At 36.3% G+C, this 21,954-nt stretch carries 23 protein-coding genes; 18 read left to right on the forward strand and 5 right to left on the reverse strand.

All coding sequences use genetic code 11. The features are described 5' to 3' along the window. Positions 1-61: 61 nt before the first annotated feature. The 12 genes from FHR28_RS07980 to FHR28_RS08035 all read left to right on the forward strand — a co-directional run bounded on the left by FHR28_RS07980 (position 62) and on the right by FHR28_RS08035 (position 12,625). Positions 62-1,249, forward strand: a complete 1,188-nt coding sequence (locus FHR28_RS07980; protein WP_166782322.1) for an O-succinylhomoserine sulfhydrylase — start codon at positions 62-64, stop codon at positions 1,247-1,249. Between the two features lie 112 nt (positions 1,250-1,361). Beyond that, complete coding sequence (locus FHR28_RS07985) at positions 1,362-1,691, forward strand: YbaB/EbfC family nucleoid-associated protein (protein WP_004719585.1); 330 nt, start codon at positions 1,362-1,364, stop codon at positions 1,689-1,691. 10 nt (positions 1,692-1,701) lie between these two features. After that, positions 1,702-2,298 (forward strand): recombination mediator RecR, encoded by a 597-nt coding sequence (recR, locus tag FHR28_RS07990; RefSeq protein ID WP_004719588.1) that lies wholly within the window; start codon positions 1,702-1,704, stop codon positions 2,296-2,298. A 347-nt stretch (positions 2,299-2,645) separates the two neighbouring features. Then, positions 2,646-3,788, forward strand: coding sequence for a ribonuclease D (locus FHR28_RS07995; protein WP_016539239.1), 1,143 nt, complete (start codon positions 2,646-2,648; stop codon positions 3,786-3,788). Between the two features lie 184 nt (positions 3,789-3,972). Next, positions 3,973-4,278, forward strand: a complete 306-nt coding sequence (locus tag FHR28_RS08000; protein ID WP_004822235.1) for a YcgL domain-containing protein — start codon at positions 3,973-3,975, stop codon at positions 4,276-4,278. After that, on the forward strand, positions 4,271-4,684 hold the full coding sequence (locus tag FHR28_RS08005) for a hypothetical protein (protein ID WP_016539240.1): 414 nt from the start codon (positions 4,271-4,273) through the stop codon (positions 4,682-4,684). The genes FHR28_RS08000 and FHR28_RS08005 overlap by 8 nt, the downstream gene beginning before the upstream one ends. 20 nt (positions 4,685-4,704) lie before the next feature. Continuing rightward, complete coding sequence (locus FHR28_RS08010) at positions 4,705-5,556, forward strand: AAA family ATPase (protein WP_166782323.1); 852 nt, start codon at positions 4,705-4,707, stop codon at positions 5,554-5,556. 15 nt (positions 5,557-5,571) lie between these two features. After that, entirely contained in the window at positions 5,572-6,759 is a 1,188-nt protein-coding gene (locus FHR28_RS08015) for a vWA domain-containing protein (protein WP_004719601.1), read from the forward strand. Positions 6,760-6,822: 63 nt separating this feature from the next. After that, positions 6,823-8,031 carry a tryptophan synthase subunit beta gene (trpB, locus tag FHR28_RS08020; RefSeq protein ID WP_105712438.1) on the forward strand — a complete coding sequence of 403 codons (1,209 nt, stop codon included), beginning with the start codon at positions 6,823-6,825 and terminating at the stop codon, positions 8,029-8,031. A gap of 237 nt (positions 8,032-8,268) precedes the next feature. Further along, entirely contained in the window at positions 8,269-9,468 is a 1,200-nt protein-coding gene (locus FHR28_RS08025; protein ID WP_166782324.1) for a NucA/NucB deoxyribonuclease domain-containing protein, read from the forward strand. 149 nt (positions 9,469-9,617) lie between these two features. Next, positions 9,618-11,051, forward strand: coding sequence for a MoeA protein (locus FHR28_RS08030; RefSeq protein WP_166782325.1), 1,434 nt, complete (start codon positions 9,618-9,620; stop codon positions 11,049-11,051). A 140-nt stretch (positions 11,052-11,191) separates the two neighbouring features. Continuing rightward, positions 11,192-12,625: a MoeA protein gene (locus FHR28_RS08035; protein WP_166782326.1), complete on the forward strand. Its 1,434-nt coding sequence runs from the start codon at positions 11,192-11,194 to the stop codon at positions 12,623-12,625. A gap of 88 nt (positions 12,626-12,713) precedes the next feature. Here the strand turns inward: FHR28_RS08035 and FHR28_RS08040 are convergent, their stop codons facing one another. The 3 genes from FHR28_RS08040 to FHR28_RS08050 all read right to left on the reverse strand — a co-directional run bounded on the left by FHR28_RS08040 (position 12,714) and on the right by FHR28_RS08050 (position 14,084). After that, positions 12,714-13,145, reverse strand: coding sequence for a CBS domain-containing protein (locus FHR28_RS08040; protein WP_004822228.1), 432 nt, complete (start codon positions 13,143-13,145; stop codon positions 12,714-12,716). Between the two features lie 147 nt (positions 13,146-13,292). Continuing rightward, the gene (locus FHR28_RS08045) at positions 13,293-13,670 is read right to left on the reverse strand and encodes a DUF2750 domain-containing protein (RefSeq protein ID WP_004719606.1); all 378 of its coding nucleotides are present in this window, start codon (positions 13,668-13,670) and stop codon (positions 13,293-13,295) included. A gap of 180 nt (positions 13,671-13,850) precedes the next feature. Continuing rightward, positions 13,851-14,084 carry a hypothetical protein gene (locus FHR28_RS08050; RefSeq protein WP_004719607.1) on the reverse strand — a complete coding sequence of 78 codons (234 nt, stop codon included), beginning with the start codon at positions 14,082-14,084 and terminating at the stop codon, positions 13,851-13,853. 222 nt (positions 14,085-14,306) lie between these two features. Here FHR28_RS08050 and FHR28_RS08055 point away from each other — a divergent pair, with 222 nt between their 5' ends. Both FHR28_RS08055 and FHR28_RS08060 read left to right on the forward strand, forming a co-directional pair. Further along, complete coding sequence (locus FHR28_RS08055; RefSeq protein ID WP_105712439.1) at positions 14,307-14,663, forward strand: hypothetical protein; 357 nt, start codon at positions 14,307-14,309, stop codon at positions 14,661-14,663. 278 nt (positions 14,664-14,941) lie between these two features. After that, on the forward strand, positions 14,942-15,268 hold the full coding sequence (locus FHR28_RS08060; protein WP_166782327.1) for a hypothetical protein: 327 nt from the start codon (positions 14,942-14,944) through the stop codon (positions 15,266-15,268). Positions 15,269-15,278: 10 nt separating this feature from the next. Here the strand turns inward: FHR28_RS08060 and FHR28_RS08065 are convergent, their stop codons facing one another. Both FHR28_RS08065 and FHR28_RS08070 read right to left on the reverse strand, forming a co-directional pair. Then, positions 15,279-16,889 carry a M16 family metallopeptidase gene (locus tag FHR28_RS08065; protein WP_166782328.1) on the reverse strand — a complete coding sequence of 537 codons (1,611 nt, stop codon included), beginning with the start codon at positions 16,887-16,889 and terminating at the stop codon, positions 15,279-15,281. A 13-nt stretch (positions 16,890-16,902) separates the two neighbouring features. Beyond that, on the reverse strand, positions 16,903-18,297 hold the full coding sequence (locus FHR28_RS08070; RefSeq protein ID WP_166782329.1) for a M16 family metallopeptidase: 1,395 nt from the start codon (positions 18,295-18,297) through the stop codon (positions 16,903-16,905). Between the two features lie 176 nt (positions 18,298-18,473). Between FHR28_RS08070 and ftsY the strand changes: the two genes are divergently transcribed. The 4 genes from ftsY to FHR28_RS08090 all read left to right on the forward strand — a co-directional run bounded on the left by ftsY (position 18,474) and on the right by FHR28_RS08090 (position 21,626). Then, entirely contained in the window at positions 18,474-19,580 is a 1,107-nt protein-coding gene (ftsY, locus tag FHR28_RS08075) for a signal recognition particle-docking protein FtsY (RefSeq protein WP_004719613.1), read from the forward strand. Between the two features lie 231 nt (positions 19,581-19,811). After that, positions 19,812-20,132: a type II toxin-antitoxin system RelE/ParE family toxin gene (locus FHR28_RS08080; protein ID WP_034617593.1), complete on the forward strand. Its 321-nt coding sequence runs from the start codon at positions 19,812-19,814 to the stop codon at positions 20,130-20,132. After that, a complete protein-coding gene (gene nadS / locus FHR28_RS08085) occupies positions 20,125-20,397 on the forward strand; it encodes a NadS family protein (protein WP_034617591.1) in 273 nt (90 codons plus the stop codon). Before FHR28_RS08080 ends, nadS begins: the two co-directional genes overlap by 8 nt. A 635-nt stretch (positions 20,398-21,032) precedes the next feature. Beyond that, positions 21,033-21,626, forward strand: a complete 594-nt coding sequence (locus tag FHR28_RS08090; RefSeq protein WP_004719619.1) for a nitroreductase family protein — start codon at positions 21,033-21,035, stop codon at positions 21,624-21,626. Positions 21,627-21,954 lie beyond the last annotated feature (328 nt).

Consider the following 21,954-nt stretch of genomic DNA (forward strand, 5'->3'; position numbering starts at 1 on the left):
ATAGGGCGCTCAAAATGTTGGCAATATTTTACAAAGGCAGTTTTTGGACTGAGTAGTTGAAATGAGCCAGCACGACGACATTGAATACCAACTTGATACTTTAGCGATTCGTACAGGTCATACACGCAGTTTTGAAGGTGAACATAGTGAGCCAATTTTCCTCACTTCGTCATTTGTGTATGAAAATGCAGCGGAAGCAGCAGCAAAATTCTCTGGTGCTGAACCAGGTAATATTTATTCACGTTTTACCAATCCAACTGTAGCAATGTTTGAAACGCGTTTAGCTGCACTAGAAGGTGGTGAACGGGCTGTGGCAACAAGTTCAGGTATGGCTGCAATCATGGCCGTTGCAATGTCGTTCTTAAAAGCAGGCGATCATGTGATTTGTTCACGTGCTGTTTTTGGTTCTACAGTTTCATTATTTGAAAAATATGTTGCTAAATTTAATGTCGCAGTGACTTTTGTTGATTTAACTGATTTAACCGCTTGGCAAGACGCGGTACGTCCTGAAACTCGATTACTGTTTGTTGAGTCACCTTCAAATCCATTGGCTGAAGTCGCAGATATTCAAGCATTATCAGATTTAGCACATGCAAATGATGCTTTATTGGCGATTGATAACAGTTTTTGCACACCAATTTTGCAGCGTCCATTACAATTTGGTGCAGATTTAGTGATTTACTCTGCCACCAAATATCTAGATGGACAAGGTCGTGCACTGGGTGGTGCTGTGGTCGGTAATCACAAATTACTTGAAGAAGTATTTGGTTATGTTCGTACCACTGGCCCATCTATGAGTCCATTCAATGCATGGGTCTTTTTGAAAGGTTTAGAAACCTTAAGACTGCGTATGAAAGCGCATTCTGAAAGTGCACAAAAAATTGCCGAGTGGTTGGTTGCTCATCCAAAAGTGGAAAAGGTTTATTTTGCTGGCTTAGCAGATCATGTTGGGCATGAGTTAGCAGCCAAACAACAAACTGGTTTTGGTGGAATCGTTTCTTTTGAAGTGAAAGGTGAACGAGAAGGTGCTTGGAAAGTTATTGACCATACACAATTTATCTCGATTACAGGTAATTTAGGTGATGCTAAGTCAACAATTACCCATCCAGCAACAACGACTCATGGTAAGCTTTCTCCTGAAGCAAAAGCAGCAGCGGGTATTCGTGAAGGTTTAATCCGTTTGTCTGTTGGCTTAGAAGATGTCGATGATATTATCCGTGACCTTTCTCATGGATTAGATTTAATTTAAGATAAGCAAAATTTGCAAAAGAGTTTCTTTCATTTTCTTCTAGGCTTTTAAAAAACTAGCCATGAAAGTGCAAGACAGAGATTTAATTTAGGACTTTTGTTCGGAGTATTTTATGAACATTAATATGCTTATGCAGCAAGCGCAACGTATGCAGAAAGATATGGAAAGCAACGTTAAAAAGGCAAAAGAACAACTTGCCCAAACTGAAGTGAATGCTGAAGCTGGTGGCGGTTTGGTAAAAGTAACAATGACTTGCCGTAATGTTGTTAAGCGTATTGAAATCAGTCCAGATTTGTTACAAGACGATCCAGATATGATTGAAGACTTGATTGCAGCAGCAATGAATGACGCGGCCCGCCAAGCTGAAGTCATTACAGAAGCGAAGATGAAAGAAGCCAATTCAGGTATGGGTTTACCACCAGGTCTTTCAGGTTTGTTCTAAGGAATCATAGGTGTTTAGCGACCGTTTTGATCAACTCGTACAAGCTTTACGAATCTTACCCAGTGTTGGGCCGAAATCGGCTCAACGTATGGCACTCCATCTGATCATGAAAAATAAAGAAGGTGCTATTGGTTTGGCGCATGCGCTAAATGAAGCAACTTCCTATATTCATGAGTGTAGTGTTTGTCATTCTTTAACTGAAAATGAAGTCTGTGATATTTGTTGCTCAAATGATCGGGATGATCAGCTGCTTTGTGTGGTTGAGTCTCCTGCAGATGTAATGGCAATAGAACAGTCTGGTAGCTTTAGAGGCAAATATCATGTATTGGGTGGACATTTGTCGCCTTTAGATGGTATTGGTCCTGAAGAAATAGGTATTCCATATCTAGTGCAGCGTTTAACCGATGGTAAAATTACGGAAGTAATTTTAGCCACCAATGCAACTGTAGAAGGGCAAGCGACTGCGCATTATCTTGTAGAAGCGACAAAACATTTGTCTTTGCAAATGACACGGATCGCACAAGGTGTGCCACAAGGTGGTGAATTGGAATATGTGGATAGTCATACGTTGAGTCAGGCTGTTCATAATCGCATGAGAATGAAATAGCGATCTTAGACTTGCTACCATTTAGAGTTTGTTGAGCTTGGATGTTTAGCGCAAATGCGATAACGATTAAAAGATCAACAAACTCTGTCTCATTTAAAAATTATTTACATTCAATCTAAATTTTTTAGGTAAACTCAAGCTAAAGCAATGATTAGCCATGTTATTTATTACTTTAAAATATACTTTTATTAAGTTGTAAAACCTATATATAAAATAAATATTCACAAGAAACTTTATTGAAAAATAAGGTGTTTACGGAGAATTAGTTTAAAAATATTATATTTAAATTTTATATATTAAGGTAAAATCATATTTCATTTGAATGTAACATTTTGACTTAAACTGACATGTTTCAATTTATTAATCAACAGACCGATCTCGAACATGTGTTGAATTTGATGCAACATACCTCGACTTATGGTCTAGACACTGAATTTATTAAAGTCGACACACTTTGGCCAAAACTCGGTGTATTCCAAATTAATGTCAATGGTCAAGTATTTTTGCTCGACGGCACAACCTTAAATTTAGATCGCTTTTGGTTTCAACTTTTTCAAGCACAGCAAAATATTTTTCATGCTTGTGGAGAAGATATTGATCTCATTTATCATTATGCAGATCAGAAAAATCTGAAAAATGTCTTCGATACCCAAGTGGGGTTGTCTTTTTTAGGACATGGTCTACAAGTCAGTTATCAAAATGCATTGAAATTGGTGTTAGAGATTGATATTGATAAAGATCAAACACGTTCAGATTGGCTGGCTCGACCGTTAACAGATGAACAAATGAATTATGCCGCTAATGATGTTTTATACATTATGCGTCTGGCTGAAAAAGTAAAAGCTGAATTGGTCGAGAAAAGCTTATACTCACATGTGCTTGAAGATTGTCAAAATTTAACCTTTGAAATTGCTTCAGAAACACCAAAAGAAAAATTATATTGTGATATTGGTAATTATCGTCATTCCAGAAAACAATTGATGCAATTGCAACAATTAAGTGTTTGGCGTGAAGAAATGGTCAAAGCACTCAATCAACCACGTAGCTTTATTCTAAAAAATGCCACGATGATTGATTTGGTTGAAGTCAATCCTAAAAATAATTTTCAATTGTCCTCTGTGAAGGGAATACGTCCAAATATTGTGCGTGAACATGGAAAAACAATTTTAGATTTATTGAAGTTTCTGCCTGAAACCGATGAGTGGCCACTGCGTATTGCACGACCAATCAAGCATTCTTCTCAGGGAATCACCCTTGAAGTAGATGAGTTAATTTCTCAGGTTTCATTTGAAATGCAAGTACCTAAAGAAGTACTTATGCGTAAAAAATGGTTAAATGCCTTGTATCATCATGTGGTATTTCATGGCAATGAACAGGATTTACCTGGTTATTTGTTGGGGTGGCGCTATGAATTGCTTACCCAGCCACTTATCCATCTGTTACAAGAAGATATTAAGTTTTTAAGTATGCAGATGAAGGTCAATGAATAGCGGCTGTTGCTGCTGTTGTTTAGATGAATAATCACCAATAGCCAAGAAAGCTTACTGTGTTATTGTTGATCAAAGATTTAGCAATTGGACATAAATAACGACTGATGCGTTAACTTTCGATAATGTATCCGTCGTTTTTTTCATGTATGCTGTCAACTAAGTTTTACTGAAGCTGTTGTTTAAAATGCATTGTGATATTTATAAATCGAGCAAAAAAGATGAAATGTATCTTTATGTGGCTCGCCCAAATCATCCAAATACAGACGAAAGTGCAGATCCCTTAGCGGCTCTTTCTGAGCCACTACGTGTTGCCTTTGGTCGTGCAACGCATGTAATGCATCTTGAACTGAGCGAAGCTCGACCTTTGGCACGTGTAAATGTGTTACATGTAATCGATTCACTCAATACAAAAGGCTTTTTTATTCAAATGCCGCCAGAAGGTTTAATTAACCCAAATGCGGTTGAACCAGAGGGATTACGTGGTGCTTGATCAGTTATCAGGAATATGGGCAAATTTTTTAGATCTATTTGATGCTATCCCAGAAGATAATATCGCAATAACCGTCTATATTCTTGGGACGCTGTTGATTTTATGGTGCTGGTATTCGATTTCAAAACGATTGCCATCGCCACTTGGCGGTATTACATGGATCATTGTATTTGCCGTTCTTGCAACCCCGACCATTTCTGAAGGACCAAACTCAGCGATTGCGCCAGCAATATTTGGACTGTTATTTGGTATTCTTACCAAGGATTCACCATTGATTTGGTCAAATCTTGCCTTAATTACATTTGTCATGGGTATTGGTTTAGTCATTGGATTTTTTTGGTCTAAATACAAAACCACGAAAAATACCCAAGCAAGCGCTGTAGCAAAAAATATTTCACCACTTTAAATAAAAAATAAAGGTAAGTTATGTCTGTCGATTCTCAACAATTCACAGGTACTGAACAGTATATCGCAACGGATAGTTTAAAACTGGCTGTAAAAGCAGCTCGAGCATTGCAAAAGCCATTATTGGTGAAAGGCGAACCTGGTACAGGTAAAACCTTATTGGCTGAACAAGTTGCTGAGAGTCTAGGTCTTAAATTAATTACTTGGCACATTAAATCTACAACCAAAGCACAGCAAGGTTTGTATGAATATGATGCAGTTTCTCGTTTACGTGATAGCCAGTTGGGTGATGACCGTGTTTACGATATTAAAAACTACATCAAACCAGGTAAGTTGTGGGATGCATTTACCAGCGAAGAACGCTGTGTATTGTTGATTGATGAAATAGACAAAGCAGATATTGAATTCCCAAATGACTTGCTACATGAATTAGACAAAATGTCATTTTTTGTCTATGAAACAGGCGAAACCATTACTGCAACCCAACGTCCAATCGTAATCATTACTTCAAATAATGAAAAAGAACTGCCAGACGCATTTTTACGTCGTTGTTTTTTCCATTATATTGAATTTCCTGATGAAGCAACGATGCGTGAAATTATCGCAGTTCATTTTCAGAATATCTCTGGAACACTGGTTTCAGAAGCATTACAAGTCTTCTTTAAATTACGCCAAGTGCCTGGCTTAAAAAAACCACCTTCAACATCTGAATTGATTGACTGGTTAAGCTTGTTAATGGCAGATGATATGCCAGAAGACATTTTGCGTAATCATGATAAATCAAAAGCGATTCCACCTTTATATGGTGCATTGATTAAAAATGAGCAAGATGTACAGTTGCTTGAACGCTTAGCCTTTATGTCACGTCGTTAATGAGGAGATCGCAACATGTTTGTGCGATTATTTTATACCCTCAGAAAATATGGTGTTCCAGTTTCAACACGAGAACTCATTGATCTCAACCAAGCAGTTAGTGAAGGCTTGGTTTTTGCCGATCAAGATGATTTTTATCAATTAGTAAAGACTGTCATGGTCAAAGATGAACGCTTCTTTGACAAATTTGACCGTGCCATGAAAGATTATTTTGAAGGTATCCATACTTTTGATATCGATGATCTGCTCAGCAAAGTTCAAAAACTTCCCAAAGACTGGTTTGATTTAGAGTTACTTGAAAAACATCTCACACCTGAACAGCGTGCTGAATTGCTGAAAGCAGGCTCGCTTGAAGAACTGATGAAGATGTTGGAAGAGCGCTTGCGAGAACAACACAAAAAACATCAAGGTGGCAACCGTATGGTTGGCACAGGTGGAACTTCACCGTTTGGTGCTTTTGGTGACCATCCTGAAGGCGTGAGAATTGGTGGCCCGAGCCGTAAAAATTCAGCAGTAAAAGTTTGGGAACAGCGTAAATATCAAAATTTGGATGATGAACAAATTTTAGGTACTCGACAAATGCAAATGGCTTTACGTCGATTACGTAAGTTTGCTCGTCAAGGCGCTGCAGAAGAATTAGACATTAACAGCACCATTTATGAAACTGCCAAACAGGGCATTTTAGATGTACAAATGGTGCCTGAACGGCGTAACCGAATTAAAGTTTTGATGTTGTTTGATGTGGGGGGATCGATGGATTCACACATTGCTCAATGTGAAAAATTGTTTAGTGCGGCAAAAACTGAATTTAAAACCTTAGAATATTTTTATTTCCATAATTGTCTATATGACTATGTGTGGAAAGATAATCATCGTCGTTCTTCTACCCGAATGAATACATGGGATTTATTCAATACCTATGGTAAAGACTATCGTGTAATTGTGGTGGGTGATGCAAGTATGGCACCTTATGAGCTGAAATCGGTCGGTGGCTCTGTCGAATATATGAATGATGAAGCAGGAGACGTATGGTTACGTCGCTTACGCAATCATTTTGAAAAAACAGCATGGTTAAATCCAGAAGAGCAAGGTTACTGGCATTACACACAAACCATCGCATTAATTAAACAATTATTTGACGATCATATGTTTCCAATGACCCTGAAAGGTATTGAGGATATGACGAAATATTTGTCACGATAGATTATTCTCAAGCAAAGTTGTTATTCATAAATTCAACGGCTGATTTATTAAATAGGGAAAGAAATGGATCATCAAATAAATGGTATTGCATTACCAAATGAACAAGGCTTTTTTGGTGAATATGGTGGTCAATTTATTCCACCTCATTTAAAAGAAGCAATGGACGAAATCAATGTTGCATATGAAGAAATTCGTAAAACGCCTGAATTTCAAAATGAATTGGCTGATTTATTTGCCAATTATGTAGGTCGCCCTAGTCCTTTATTTCATGCAAGACGCCTTTCTGATCAATTGGGTGGCGCACAAATCTATTTAAAGCGTGAAGACTTAAATCATACAGGCGCACATAAAATTAACCATTGTTTGGGCGAAGCTTTGCTTGCCAAATATATGGGAAAAACCAAAGTGATTGCAGAAACAGGTGCTGGCCAACATGGCGTTGCACTTGCAACCGCATGTGCTTTGGTTGGTATTCCATGTGAAATTCATATGGGGCAGGTGGATATTGAGAAAGAACATCCCAATGTCGTGAAAATGAAGATTTTGGGTGCAAAACTGGTTTCAGTCACTCAAGGTACTGCAACACTCAAAGATGCTGTAGATAGCGCATTTGAAGAGTATTTAAAAGACCCTAAAAACTTTATTTATGCAATTGGTTCTGTGGTTGGACCACATCCTTTCCCAAAAATGGTCCGTGATTTCCAATCTATTATCGGCAATGAAATTAAAGTTCAAACCCAAGATCGCTTTGGCGCACAACCTGATTATGTGGTTGCGTGTGTAGGCGGTGGCTCAAATGCAATTGGCGCATTCACGGCATTTTTAAATGATGTAGAGGTTAAACTGGTTGGTGTGGAACCTGCAGGTCATGGTTTAGATACTCAACAGCATTCAGCAACATTGACTTTAGGTAAACCAAGTCAGATTCATGGTATGGCTTGTTATGTACTAGAAGATGAACAGGGCGCACCATTGCCTGTGCACTCGATTGCATCTGGTTTGGATTATCCGGGTGTAGGCCCTCAACATAGTTTCTTAAAAGATTTAGGCCGTGTGGAATATTCTACAGTAACTGATCAAGAGTGTTTAGATGCGTTTATGACCCTTTCACGCGTAGAAGGAATTGTTCCTGCATTGGAAAGCTCTCATGCTGTGGCGTGGGCAATTCGTGAAGCGCCTAAATTGGCGAAAGAAATCAAAATTGTTGTAAACCTTTCTGGGCGTGGTGATAAAGATGCCGACTATGTTGCTGAAAAGTTAAATCTAAACTGATAAAAAATTGATTTGATCTAAAAACCTAGCTTTGGCTAGGTTTTTTATTTTCAGTAAAAATTTAAATATAAAATATAGTTAAAAAATCATGAAAATTGTTTAAATGTTTTTAAATTGTTTCTTTTTGACAATAAATTGTTATTGATGATAATTATTAACATTTGTTGATATATATTAACAGCGCTAAAAATAGCAAATTAAATTATGTCTTTTATAAAAAACAAATAAGGAATAAACATGAATAAAATTAATATATTAATTTTATCAACTTTTTATCTTTTGTTAAATAATGCAGCTTATGCATTTGAGCAAAAGCTACAAAATGGAGAGTCAACAGAGCTTAAGCCAGATACTTTTCTTGGTGCTTTAAATACAATAGTTGTGACAGCACATACTTTAGAGAGTGATTCTGAAAGTGCGCTTGATGTTTCACCAGCTTGTGAGAAAGTCGGCACAGGACCAATTGATAGTTTAAATAGTAGGACATCATTCTGCCAAAAGTTTGAAAAGGAATTTGATATATATGATTCGCAAGCTCAAAATGCTTACGTTAATACAGTAAAAATCACAGGATATGCGTATGCCGAAGACAACCCTACAAATGAATTAAAATGGCCTGTAAAATTTAAATTTAGATCTATATATACAAATCCTACTGGTCCTATAATTCATATAGCGCCACGTTTAGGTTGTGGTACCGATGAACAAGGGGGTATAAACTGCAGTACGGTTGGAAATCCGTCAGTGGTACTGAATCCAGGTTTATCTCCAGAAATTACTGTTAATACCAATATGAATATGTATAGTACGTCAGAGAAAGAAATTCCGATGACAATAGAAGGAAACTATAATATTGTTGGGCAGTCTTTGGTTGATGATACTGCAAAAAATTTTGAAGATAATAATATACCAGTAGTACGTTGTGATGTTAAATTAGCGAAATCAAATACTTCAGGATGTGTTTTTTTTGATGCTCCTGCTGTTATGAGAACAATTAATTTAACAACTACTCCTGAAGTAAGAGAATCAGCAGAACATATACGTGATGCTCAAAATTCAGGATTGCCAGGACGCTATGTCCCTCAAGAAGATAGTATTTTGCCTGGATATGGTTCTCAACCATTAAAAAGATTAAGAGATTTTGCCGCACGTAAAGCAAATCGTGAATTTTCATTAGGTATTTGTAGAGCCCAAGATAATACTTACAGTGAAACTTGTGATCCTGATGGTGACTCAGATGATCCAGAAGTGAGCTGTCAATGTGATGAATATCCTTTTGCAGCAACTCAAGAAGGTGGTAATAATTCACCATCTCCTGGAGTATCGGCTAGAAAAATTTTAGCAAGTGATAATGCTAGCGCAGGTGGAAAACTGGGAGTTTTTTTTAATCAACAGCGCGTTTTAGATGGCGAAGAATTTTATGTAAATGTTGAGTAATTTATCATAAATATCATGAATCAATTTTATAAAATTGATTCATGATTAAAATATATTGCTTGGAAATTTAAATAATACTTATTATTAATTAATTTTCAATCTATTGAATAATAAATCGTTTATTAATACGATTTTAGGTAGGGATTTTAATGGAAATTAAGAATAAAGTGTACATAAATTATAATTTGTGGCAGCAAGAGCAAATTGCTAACGTAATGCCTATTTCCAAATTAACTGAAAAAATACCATTAAAAGAAAGTTTGGGTAGAAAATCTGCAGTGGATATTTATGCTACTAGTGCATACCCTAGTGTAGCTCTATCAAAAATTAGTGGTATGATGTTAAACATTAAAGAAGACATTATTACACTTAAACAATATAAAGATATTAAAACTGTATATTTTCTTCAAAGTTTAATGAATGGTGAAAACCCTTATTTAATAAAAGAAAAAAATGATTATATTTCAAGTATTGCCCCATATATAAAAATAGGCAGTATAGCGAATACGGTGATATCCTTAGAGCAACATTCACCTTGGTTTAGAGCATCTTATCTCATTCCTGAAAAAGGTGATATGTTGATAGATATTAAAAAAGGAACTGGTGTTGTCGATATTGGAGCTGATTATCATGAAAAAGATTTAGTTTTAAAAAAAGATCATATTATTACAAATGCAAAAAAAGCCTTATTGAGGCAGGCAGGTATAAATAAAATTGAAGTTTATAAAAAGATTCGGTTTGCTGTACTTTGTGTTGATTATGAGCTTGAAAATTTGAATAAAAATTTTGAATTAGAATATATTCAGGATTGCATGCAAAGTTGGGGTTTTGATTTTGAAGTAATTAAAGTTAAACCATTCAAAAATGTCCCTCCCAATAGTGAAACTACGGATGAAAGCGTTGCTAATAATTTCGAAACCTATTCAAGAAATATCAAACAAGTAACACAAAACTATGACTATATTGTTGCATGTGGGTTAGCAAATAATAATTATTTCAATCAAGTAGGCTTATTAAGATCCCTTAATGAATTAAGGAAGCTATATTCGCAAGGTGCATATAATCAGAAGGTACAACTGATCGGGAATCATTTCACATTATTTTCAGGGGCTTTACGAAGCCCTGTGTATCGAGAAGATGTAAAACTCTATAATGATCAAGGACATTTGGTAGTTCAAAGAACAATGACTTATGAAGATAAAGCTGTAATGAGTTATATACCAGGTTATATTCTTGACATCATTGTAAATATGCATTTATTGGTGAAACCAACTATATTACAACGAATGTATCGAAAGCCTACTCTACCTGAATGGAAAATAGGAGTATTAAGCCATGATTATAGTTTTGATATCATTGAAGAGTATAAATACAAATTTTTATGGGCTTATGTATCACATACAACTTATGATGAAAGGCTTAGAATTGTAACCAAAGAAATTCCAGAACTTAAAATTATCAAAGTAGAAAATGAACGTCCCGATATGCTGAGTTTCTTTAGTGAATGTAATTGTTTTATCCCCGTGATAAATGAAGACATGCAACTCAAAGCAGGTGATTATTTCTATTATCTTGAAATATAAAACACGAATAATAAGATTTTAGGCACGAGTTGATCGATTTTTTCTAGATTTTTAATAACCAAAAGCAACATTAAAAAGTTCAGCAGTACACACTGTTGAACTTTATTTAAAATAAATTTGACGTGAACGTAAGGTAGCCAATGAATATAAAAAATAGTGACTATGTAGGAAAAATTTTTAGCAAATTGGTAATGATAAGTAAAATAAAACCAAATCCTACTTTAACTGAAACAGTTTTACTTGAAAATTGTTTAGATAGGAGATTATCTGAAAATGTATGTGCGAATCAAAATTATCCATCGGTAGAATTATCCGCAATTTGTGGAAAAATGTTAAATATTCATCAAGATATTACCACAATTGATCAATTTAAAAAGATTGATTCGGTCTATTTCTATGGCGCATTACGCAATGGTAAAGATCCGTACAAGTTAAAAATAAAAAATGAATATGAAACAGGTATTCCTCAATACATAAGGATGGAAACAATTGGGAATACAGTCATAACAACCGAACAGTTTCAGCCATGGTTTGATGCAGCTTTTCTAAACGTTCAAAAAGATAATGCGTTGACTGAGATAAACAAAGGTAGTGGAGTGATTAAAGTAGGTGATGATTATAAAGAACAAGATATCATTTTAAAAAAAGACGATGTCATTACCAATACAAAAAAGGCTTTGCTGAGACAAGCTGGTATTGAGTATGTACAGGTTTATAAAAATACACGATTTGCAATATTGTGTGTAGATTACGAGCTTGATCATTTCAATAAAAATTTTGAATTGGAATACATTAAGGATTGTATGAAAAGTTGGGGATACCATTTTGAAGTGATAAAAGTTAAGCCATCAAGATATGAGTCAAATAATCGTTCAATAGAAGATTTAGAAATCACAACTGATATTGAAACATATATTCAGAATATTAAAAAAGTTACAGAAGACTTTGATTATATCGTTGCATGCGGTCTGGCTGTAGATCAGCATCTTGCCCAATTGGGTCTATTTAGATCCATTAATGAGTTAAACGTATTAACTGAACAAGGTTTAGTTCATCAAAAAAGTTATTTGATTGGAAATTCTTTTAAGATGATGGTCGGCGGTTTAAGAAGTCCAATAAAAAAAGAAACGATTAAATATCTCAATGAAAAAGGAATTCCATTTTGCACGAGAACTAAAACTTATGAGGATCGGGCTATCGTAAGTTATATACCTGGCTATATTCTTGATATTATTATTAATATGCATATTTTTATAAAACCAACGATTCTCAGCCATCTATATAACAAACCGGTTCAACCTGAATGGAAAATTGGCGTTTTAAATCATGATTTTGACTATCAAGGAATTGCTGACAGTCAGCATAGATTTTTTTGGGGGTATGCGAGTGATGTGCATTATGGTAAAGATGGGGAAATGAGTACGATGAAGATTGCAGAAATTAAAATTATTAAAGTAGAAAATGAACGTCCCGATATGCTGAGTTTCTTTAGTGAGTGTAATTGTTTTATTCCCATGATAAATAAAGACATGCAACTTAAAGCTGGTGATTATTTCTATTATCTAGAAATTTAAAAAAGGTTTTACATGCAAGCTGAGCTGCCAACTTTCTATACACAATAAAAAACCCTCCAGATGGAGGGTTATATTTTTATAATTTCACTTAACCTGAAATATATTGTCTTAACTGTTCAATCAATTTTCTTTGATCTTCCATCGTAGCTTTGACTAAATCGCCAATAGAAACAAACCCAACCAGCGTTTCACCTTCAATCACAGGCAAATGACGTAGGTGTCCGTCAGTCATTAAATTTAAACATTCTTCAACCGTATGGCCACGTGTCACAGAAATCACTCTAGACGTCATAATTTCAGCGACCGTTGTATGGTCAGAGGTACGCTGCATAAGGGCAATTTTACGCGTATAGTCGCGTTCTGAGAGGATTCCGACGACCTTTGTATCTTGAGTGACAACCACAGCACCAATACCTTTGTTTGCCATAAGTGTAATGGCTTCTAATACTGTGGCAGAGGGTGAAATCGTATAAATTTCACGACCAATCTTATCTTGGATTACTTGTGCTACTGTCGTCATAATTATTCTTCCTTTTCTAGGGTGCTTACCAATCTGCACACCTTTAACTTAACTGTATTTTTTAACTTTGCAAATACTTTGCAGTCATAAAAATATAAAGTTTATTTTTTACAACAATTTTAAACCGCTAAAAATATATCTTCGCCTTTAAGCCGGTTGAAATTGAACATGACTATGGAAAAAGAAATGTTCCATTTGAGAGGTTGAGAGTTTAAATTTTCGAGATGAGGAATTAAACAATGCAGGCATGATATTGAGCCGTGTCAACGTAGGTAACAGCGATTCTCTAAAATCTTTAGGTGTTATTCTGCGAGGGGTGTAGTGAGGCCAATGAATCTTTGCATACTGATGGGCTTGAACAGCGTTTAGCCAAAAAGGAAAATAAACTTCATTTGAACCAGACTTCATTGCCCAGCCATCATGGTAAAGTCCCCAAAGTACACCACAATACATGAGTGATTTTAAAATAGAAATTTTAATAAACAATTCATTCGAAATGGGCTGAAGATGAATATACTTTTTCATAATTAACAATCTTATTTAGTACATTGCCTATTGTAGTTGAAATTCTTATAAGAACTGTTGGTGCTTTATGCTCAATCGTAAGCATTTATTAAAACAATAAAAAATGTATTGAAAGCGTAATGATTTATTAAAAAATAAAAAGGATAGGGGTTAAAAAAACGCCACCTAGGTGACGTTTTATTATGCTTGCATGGTTGCCATCTTTTGCCAATATTGGGCTTTTAGAGAATCACGTTCAACGCGGAAACCTTGGTAGTAAAGTTCTGCAAGAAACATTGCTGCTTTACCATGACCAGCTTTCGCCGCATCTTCTAATGCTTTTACCGCTTCTACAAAATTCATTTCACACTGGATTGTATTTACAGCATCTGCATAAACATGTTCTAAGTCTTGGTGAGAGATTTGATGAATCATATATAACTCCTTATTGTAATTATGATCTTTTAACATAGCTCCCCAACGGAGCTTATACTTAACTAATCTAACTTAACTTTATTAAACTAATATTACAATTAGCCTTGTTTGTCAAGCGATTTGAAATCTATGCTTGACGAAGATAAGATTACATGATTAAACATTAATCAGAAATAATATTTATTAAAATCAATATGAGAATTAAGACAAAGGGAGAGCAAAATGACAAACACTATAGATGGCTTTATTTTTGATGTACCCGCTGCTGAGACTCAGATCGTTGAATTAGCTCAGTATCACCGTAAACAACTGGATGAGGCAATTTATCATCAAGAAATCCATCTTGGGGATTATTGTTTAGCCCAGCGTAAACGCGTGTACGATTATACCCGAAACTTAAATCCAGTGCAAAAAGCAGGCTTTTACCGGATCTATGATGGCGAATTAAGGCGCCTTGCAGATGATGATGATTTGCATCCTGCGCATGCAGAGGGTGGAGTGAGTATCTTTGCTGTCAGTATTGCATTGGCAATTATTGCGATCATTTTGTATTTTGCATTTTTGAGAGCAATTATTTAATCATGCAATTTATGCGTTAAGCGCTATTGTTCTCTAAACATTCATAAAGCTCTCGTCTTTTATTAGAGGAGAGCTTTCATTTTGTCGATAAATTATTTTTGTTGCTGCAGAGTATGTCGGTTACGGTTTGGTTGTTATCGTGTGCTTGGCATATTTTCTCAAGATATCAATGACGATTGAAGATGGCTGTATACTTGAGAATACAGATAAAATGTAGCTTAGAAAGCGCTATATTTTTATGATCAGAGTGATAAACTATCCATAATTAGAGGTAGTTCATGCGTAAATTCAAAGATTATTTTCAAAAATTGTATAGTTCTTTTCCTGTGGAAAAAATCTTGAATTCTTTTGTTGTTGTGATCATCGCACTGATGATTTTTCTTGCAACATTGGCTTTAACACGCCCAATTAATCCAGATCAATACAAATATGTGGTGCAATATTCACAACAGGCAGCCAATCCTAAGACGCAAAAGATTGCCCATCAATTGCGCCGCCAAGATCGTATTTATATGGTTGAATATTTACGCCTACTACGTGCCTATCATTTTGAAAACCAACAGGTAAAACGATATCCTGCGGTGGATAGTAAAGATCCACAATAACTGACAATACTCATTTGGCTGGTTTCGCTTGCGGGCGAATTGTTTTTTGAATGATCAATGTCGGGACATCCGGCATGGCTTGTGTATTCACTTGCTTGTTTTGATTTGTACTGGATTGATCTGGGTTGGCTAAATCAGCACTTAACATGTCTTTTAATTCATTCTGATCCAGTGTTGGTGCAACAACAACCAAGGTGAGACGATCCGCACGAAGATGTTTTTGAATGGCTTTTTGAACTTGTTTGGTGGTGACTTGGCTCAATTGCTTTTGATATTGGGTCAAATAATCCGCAGGAAGTTGATAAAAACCAATCGATGCGATTTGTGCATTGATATTGGCATTGGAACTAAAGGTCATTGGGAAAGAACGTAACATGCCTTCTTTGGTTTCTTCGAGCTGTTTTCTTTGGATTGGATTTTTTACAAAATCACGTAAGGCTTGATGTGCAACTTTGATACTGTCCATCAATTGATTTTGTTCAGTAGAATAACTCAAACTAAAAAACCCCTGAGCCAATGTGGAGGTTAAATTACTATAAGCTCCATAGGTATAACCCCGTTTAACCCGAAGTTCTTTCATTAAAATGGAATTAAATCCGCTTCCGCCAAACATTTGATTGGCAACTTCTAATGCAACACGATCAGGATCGCTGCGCTGAATAGCTAAGTGTCCCATCATCACATTGGCTTGCGTTGAGTTAAACGGAATGTAATGGATATTAAAATCACTTTGATCTTGTGGTTCAGGAAGTGCTTGAGCAGCTTCACCTTGGGTTAGATTTTGACTGATTAAATTGGCCAGTTGGGTTGCATCGGCTGAAGTTAAATTACCAGTAATGGCAATATTCATGTTTTGGGCAACAAGCAGTTTCTGTCGATAAGCCCTAAGTAGTTCTGGGGTAATTTTTTTAAGGCTCCCATTGGTCCCCACAGTCGGTTCGGCATAAGGATGTTGTCCATATAACGCACGATAAAAGCGAATATTCATAATCCGACTTGGATTTTCTTGGATTTGCTTTTGCCCAACCTTGGTATTATTTAGCACAAGATTTAAACCCGATGGATTAAATTGTGCATGATTCAGCATATGCAACATGGTATTGATAGCAGGGTTTAATTTTTCAGGATCTGACAAGACCCGGAGTCGGACGACAAACATATCACGGTACGCGGTAACGCTAAATTGAGCGCCTAATCCTTCAAATGTAGATGCGATCTCTTTTGCTGTATATTGATCTGTGCCTTCAGTGATCAGCTTGGCTGCCATATTTGCCATACCATACAGACCTTTTCCTAGTGCTTCATCCTGTGACGAACCTGCATTAAAGGTGAGTTGAATATCCACAATAGGCAGGTCGGTGGCTGAAACAAACAGTGTTCTGACTTTTTGGTTGTTGGAGAGGTCTTGAACAAAGGGCGCTTGGTATTGTTGATGTTTATCTAAATTTTTTAAACTTTGTAAGGTCAAATTTGCCTTAAGTGCTGAATCATCTATAACCGCATCGGTTTCATCATGATTGTCTAATTCAACCTCCGCATGGTTAAGAGGAGAGTAGAGTAAGCTGATGAACACAAACAGGGGTATTTTTATCGAATAGGTCGAGAATGGATTAAAATTCATGAGAGATCCTTTTTTATTCTTTTGTATTTTCAGGCATTAAATACAAACTACTCAGATTGGCTTTGACAAAATAAATATTGGCAATTCGTTGTAAATCTTGTGGTGTCACTTTGTCATAATGTTTGGGTAATTCATCCATTAAACGAAAACTTAGGCCGTTTACTTCCAAATTCCCAATCATATTGGCTTGTCCACCAATATCATCCTGACTATAGATTAAATTTGAAACGAAGTTGTTTTTGACACGATCAAGTTCAGCTTGATTGACCAATTCTGTTTTAAATAAATTCATCTCTTTTTCAATCGCTTTTTGTGCCTCATCCAGAGAAACATCATCACTTGGGATCGCGGAGATCATAAATAAACTGTCGCCGCGATTATAGGGGTCATAACTGACACTGATTGCGGTCAGCACTTTTTTATCTCGAATCAGACGGTCTTGTAAGCGAGCGGAGATTCCGCCATCCAGTAAGGACTGGATAATGGTCAGGGCGTAGGCATCTTGTGGGTTTTTTGCTGTAGCAATGGATTTGACATTCCAAGCCATAAACAAGTTGGGGACTTGTACTGGCAACTGCACTTCCATGTGTCGATAACCCATTCGATCAAACTCTAAAACATCATTACGGTCAGGAAGTTCCTTTTTGGGAATTGCCGCAAAATATTTTTCAACCTGTTTAAGTGCTTGTTCTGCATTGACATCTCCCACGATGACCAAGGTTGCATTATTGGGGGTGTACCAAGTTTGATACCAATGTTTAAGATCATCCAGACGAATATTCTGTAGGTTTTTCATAAAGCCAATCACCGGTTGACGATGGTGACTGGTTGGATAGGCGATCCATTTAAAACGTTCGTAGGCTAGATTTCGTGGATTATCATCTGTCCGTTGTCGTCTTTCCTCCATAACCACTTTGATTTCAGGATCAAAGTCTTGTTGTTTGAGGACCAGATTTGTCATACGGTCTGCTTCAAGTTCCAAAGCCAATGGAAAATACTTCTTGGGGTAAAGCTGATAATAGTTGGTGTAATTTGTATATGTGGCAGCGTTGGTGCGGCCACCATAAATTCGACTCAAACGGGCAAACTCATCATCAGGAACTTTTTTGGTTCCTTTAAACATCATATGTTCAAGCACATGCGAAATACCTAGTACATTACCTGACTCATCACTACTTCCCACGCCGTACCAGATTTGGGTCATAACAATTGGTGAACGATGATCTTCACGGATAATCACTTTTAAACCATTTTTCAGTGTGGTTTCAAAGGTGGTCCTAGAAAGTTGGCTTTGAGGTGCTGCCTGAAGTTGCGTATTTACCGTGTTAAAAGATAAAAATAAGAGTGGCGCAAGGATAACTTTGGATTGTCTAAGAAGATTTAAGAATTTAGATTTCAGAATATACACAGATAACCCAAAAATTTATTTTAAATTTAGAACTATTCTTAAAAAATTAATGATTTAAAGCAAGGCTGGAATGTTGCATTTTGGTTTGCTTGTTTTATCGCTGCTTTAACGCTAAAAATGATGCAATCTATGCTAAACTCATTCTTTTTTAACGCTATGCTTTTCAAGGAATCGGCATGCAAGAACAGCAAAATAAATTCTTGATTGATGCGGATATCGGGGATGACGATGTCACATTACCTAGTTTACCAGCCGTCAATGTGCCTATTATTGAAAATAATGTAGAAACACCTAAAACGGAACCTGTTCAAACTGAGAGCCAAGACGCACAGATTGAATCGGCAGATGAAAAATCTAAAGGTGGCTTTTTTAGCCGCATGAAAGAAGGTTTGACCAAATCGCGTAAAAGCCTTGCCGATGGTATGGTCAATATCCTGATTGGTGGTAAAGAAATTGATGATGAGTTGCTCGAAGAAGTAGAAGAGCAACTTTTGGTTGCTGATATCGGGGTAGAGGCGACTAAAACCATTATTGCGAATTTGACTGAGCGTACAGAACGTGGTGATTTGATTTACTCACATTCATTGTATAAAGCGCTACAAGAAGAGCTGGTTGCTTTACTTGCACCTCGGGTAAAACCATTGCATATCGATCCCAATAAAAATCCATTTGTGATTTTGGTGGTGGGGGTAAATGGTGTGGGTAAAACCACCACGATTGGTAAATTAGCCAAACGTTTACAAGGTGAAGGCAAGAAAGTCATGCTTGCAGCAGGAGATACCTTCCGCGCAGCGGCAACTGAACAACTTCAAATCTGGGGTGAACGTAACAATATTGCTGTCGTGGCTCAAGGTCACGGTGCAGATAGCGCTTCAGTCATTTTTGATGCTTTTGAAAGTGCACGTGCCAAAGGTGTGGACGTTTTAATTGCCGATACAGCAGGGCGTTTGCATAATAAAAGTAACTTGATGTCTGAGTTGACTAAAGTAAAACGTGTGATGCAAAAAATTGATGCAACTGCGCCACATGAAGTGATGTTGGTGGTGGATGCTGGTACTGGTCAAAACGCGATTAACCAAGTTGAAATGTTTGACGAAGCTGTAGGCTTAACAGGTTTAACCATTACCAAATTAGATGGAACGGCAAAGGGTGGTGTGTTGTTTAATATTGCCAGTCGTACTCATGTACCAATTCGATATATTGGTGTGGGTGAGAAGATTGATGATTTACGTCCATTCTCTGCAAAATCATTTGTCGCTGCACTGTTTGAAACAGATAAGTAATTTAGATAACTATTTATCTTAAATGAGACTCCGCTTTATGCGGAGTTTTTTATTTTATTCGTTTCATGCTTTACGACGTATACGTCTCATGCTCAATTTTAACCTGCAATGCCAGCCATTTATGAAATGCCAACAGCCCCTAAATTTGAGTTTTATATTCACTCAATTTATAACTTTTGATTATTCTTTTTTATGGTAGTATTGTATATACGCCATTGACGTATATCGTGTATGTTATTCATTGAAACTAGTATTTTTACTAAACAAATCAAAGAACTTGTGACTGATGATGAATATCGTCAGCTTCAACAAAATCTATTGGTACAACCTGATAAGGGTGATATTGTTAAAAATGGCGGTGGTATCCGTAAAGTACGCTGTGCTCAAGGCGATAAAGGAAAAAGTGGTGGAATCCGCGTGATCTATTATTGGGTTTCAGAGGATGATCATATTTTCTTTTTAGTCGCATACCCTAAGTCTGTAAAAGATAATTTAACGGATAAAGAAACAGCAATTCTGCGCCAATTAGTGAAGGAGCAACTTCATGGATAAAAATTTATTTGATGACCTTGTTTCTTCGATTAAAGAAGCAGGAGAGATTAAACGTCAAGAGATTCAAGCAAGTCGAGTCACTGAGCTTGAATTACCTGATATTAAAGCAGTACGTGAGAAAACTGGTTTAAGCCAAAATGAATTTGCTGCACGCTTGCATATCAGTCCTCGCACGCTTCAAAACTGGGAACAAGGTAGACGTTATCCGACTGGTCCAGCTGCGACTTTAATCCGTATTCTAGATACGCATCCAAGCCTAATTTAAAATTAGAGACAATAAAAAGTCCGACATCCTGTCGGACTTTTTCGTATTAATACGCATTAATTTAAGTTCGATATAAAATTCTTGATGAAATATGATACTCGGAAACGTCATCCGCAACTGTCAGAGGCAGGACTTTATTCATAACATGTTGTTTCTACCACTCAATGAATGCGTTGCTGGTGGTCGACGAATTTTGCGGTGAGCAGCGATTGCATAGAAATTCTGGGATATGTTGCTGGTACGTTATTGAAAGAAGGCATCATAAGAATGTCATCAAGTTGTACTTTAATGTGATGTCTAGAATCGTATGTCCAGATTTGCAATATTTTTACCACAAAACAAGCAATGAAAAGTATATAGGATATTTGCCATATTCTTATCGTTGTAAAGCTCAAAGCAATAGGCTGAGTTTAATGGTAAATTTTAATTGAATTGTTTGATTAATAAATACTTTAATTGCAATTTAAAAGGGAACCACATAAACACGGTAGCATTTAAAAATTCCCAATTTCACATATTGTTCTAAATATAGAACACATTGTTATGTATATAAGCATGACGAAACTAAGAATGATGCAATACACTCAAACCATGTTAAATAACACGACCCATTTGGTCATAGAAGGATTAACACCATGTCATTTTTAAATCAAATCAAACAACGCCGTACAATTTATGCAATTGGTAGAGATTTAAGCTTAGACCAAGCGAAAATTGAAGAAATCATCAAAGATGCAATCAAGCATAGCCCATCCTCATTTAACTCACAGTCTTCTCGTGCTGTGATTTTATTTGGTGATTCACATGTTAAATTCTGGACAATCGTTTTAGAAACTTTACGTAAAATCGTTCCAGCTGAAGCATTTGAAGGAACTTCGGGTAAAATTAACAGCTTTATCGCTGGTGCTGGTTCAGTGTTGTTTTATGAAGATTTAAGTGTGATCAAAGCTTTACAAGAACAATTCCCATTATATGCAGACAATTTCCCAGTATGGTCTGAGCATTCAACAGGTATTGCACAATTTGCAACTTGGACTGCATTGGCTGAAGCGGGTATTGGTGCATCTTTACAACATTATAATCCAATCGTAGATGAAGAAGTGGCGGCAACATTTGATGTACCTGCTGACTGGAAACTTCGCGCACAATTAGTATTTGGTTCAATCGAAGCACCAGCGGGCGAAAAAACATTTATTGATGATGCAACACGTTTTAAAACTTTTAACTAAGTGAAACATTTTGTTTTAAGCTGAGGTCTATTGCTTATTTAGCTTAGACCTTGCTATTCCAGAAACCTGTTTAGAATGTAAATTTTAAACAGGTTTTTTATGTGCAGTGCGTTATCCCTGCTTGTCGCCAGACAATAGGTAGAAGCCGTATGATTAAATAATCTAAAAAAGCTTAAGTGGTTTAAAAAATTATGCGATTCCATCTTGTTGCTAAAGATTCTAATCATCTAAATTGAAACAATAAGATGAGATTTGAACAAACAGAAAAAAATATAAGTGAATCGAACAATTCTTTACACAGAATTATGGATTGGTTTTATCGACATTT

This window comes from Acinetobacter sp. BIGb0196, from assembly GCF_011759595.1.
In the GTDB taxonomy this organism is placed as follows: Bacteria; Pseudomonadota; Gammaproteobacteria; order Pseudomonadales; family Moraxellaceae; genus Acinetobacter; species Acinetobacter guillouiae.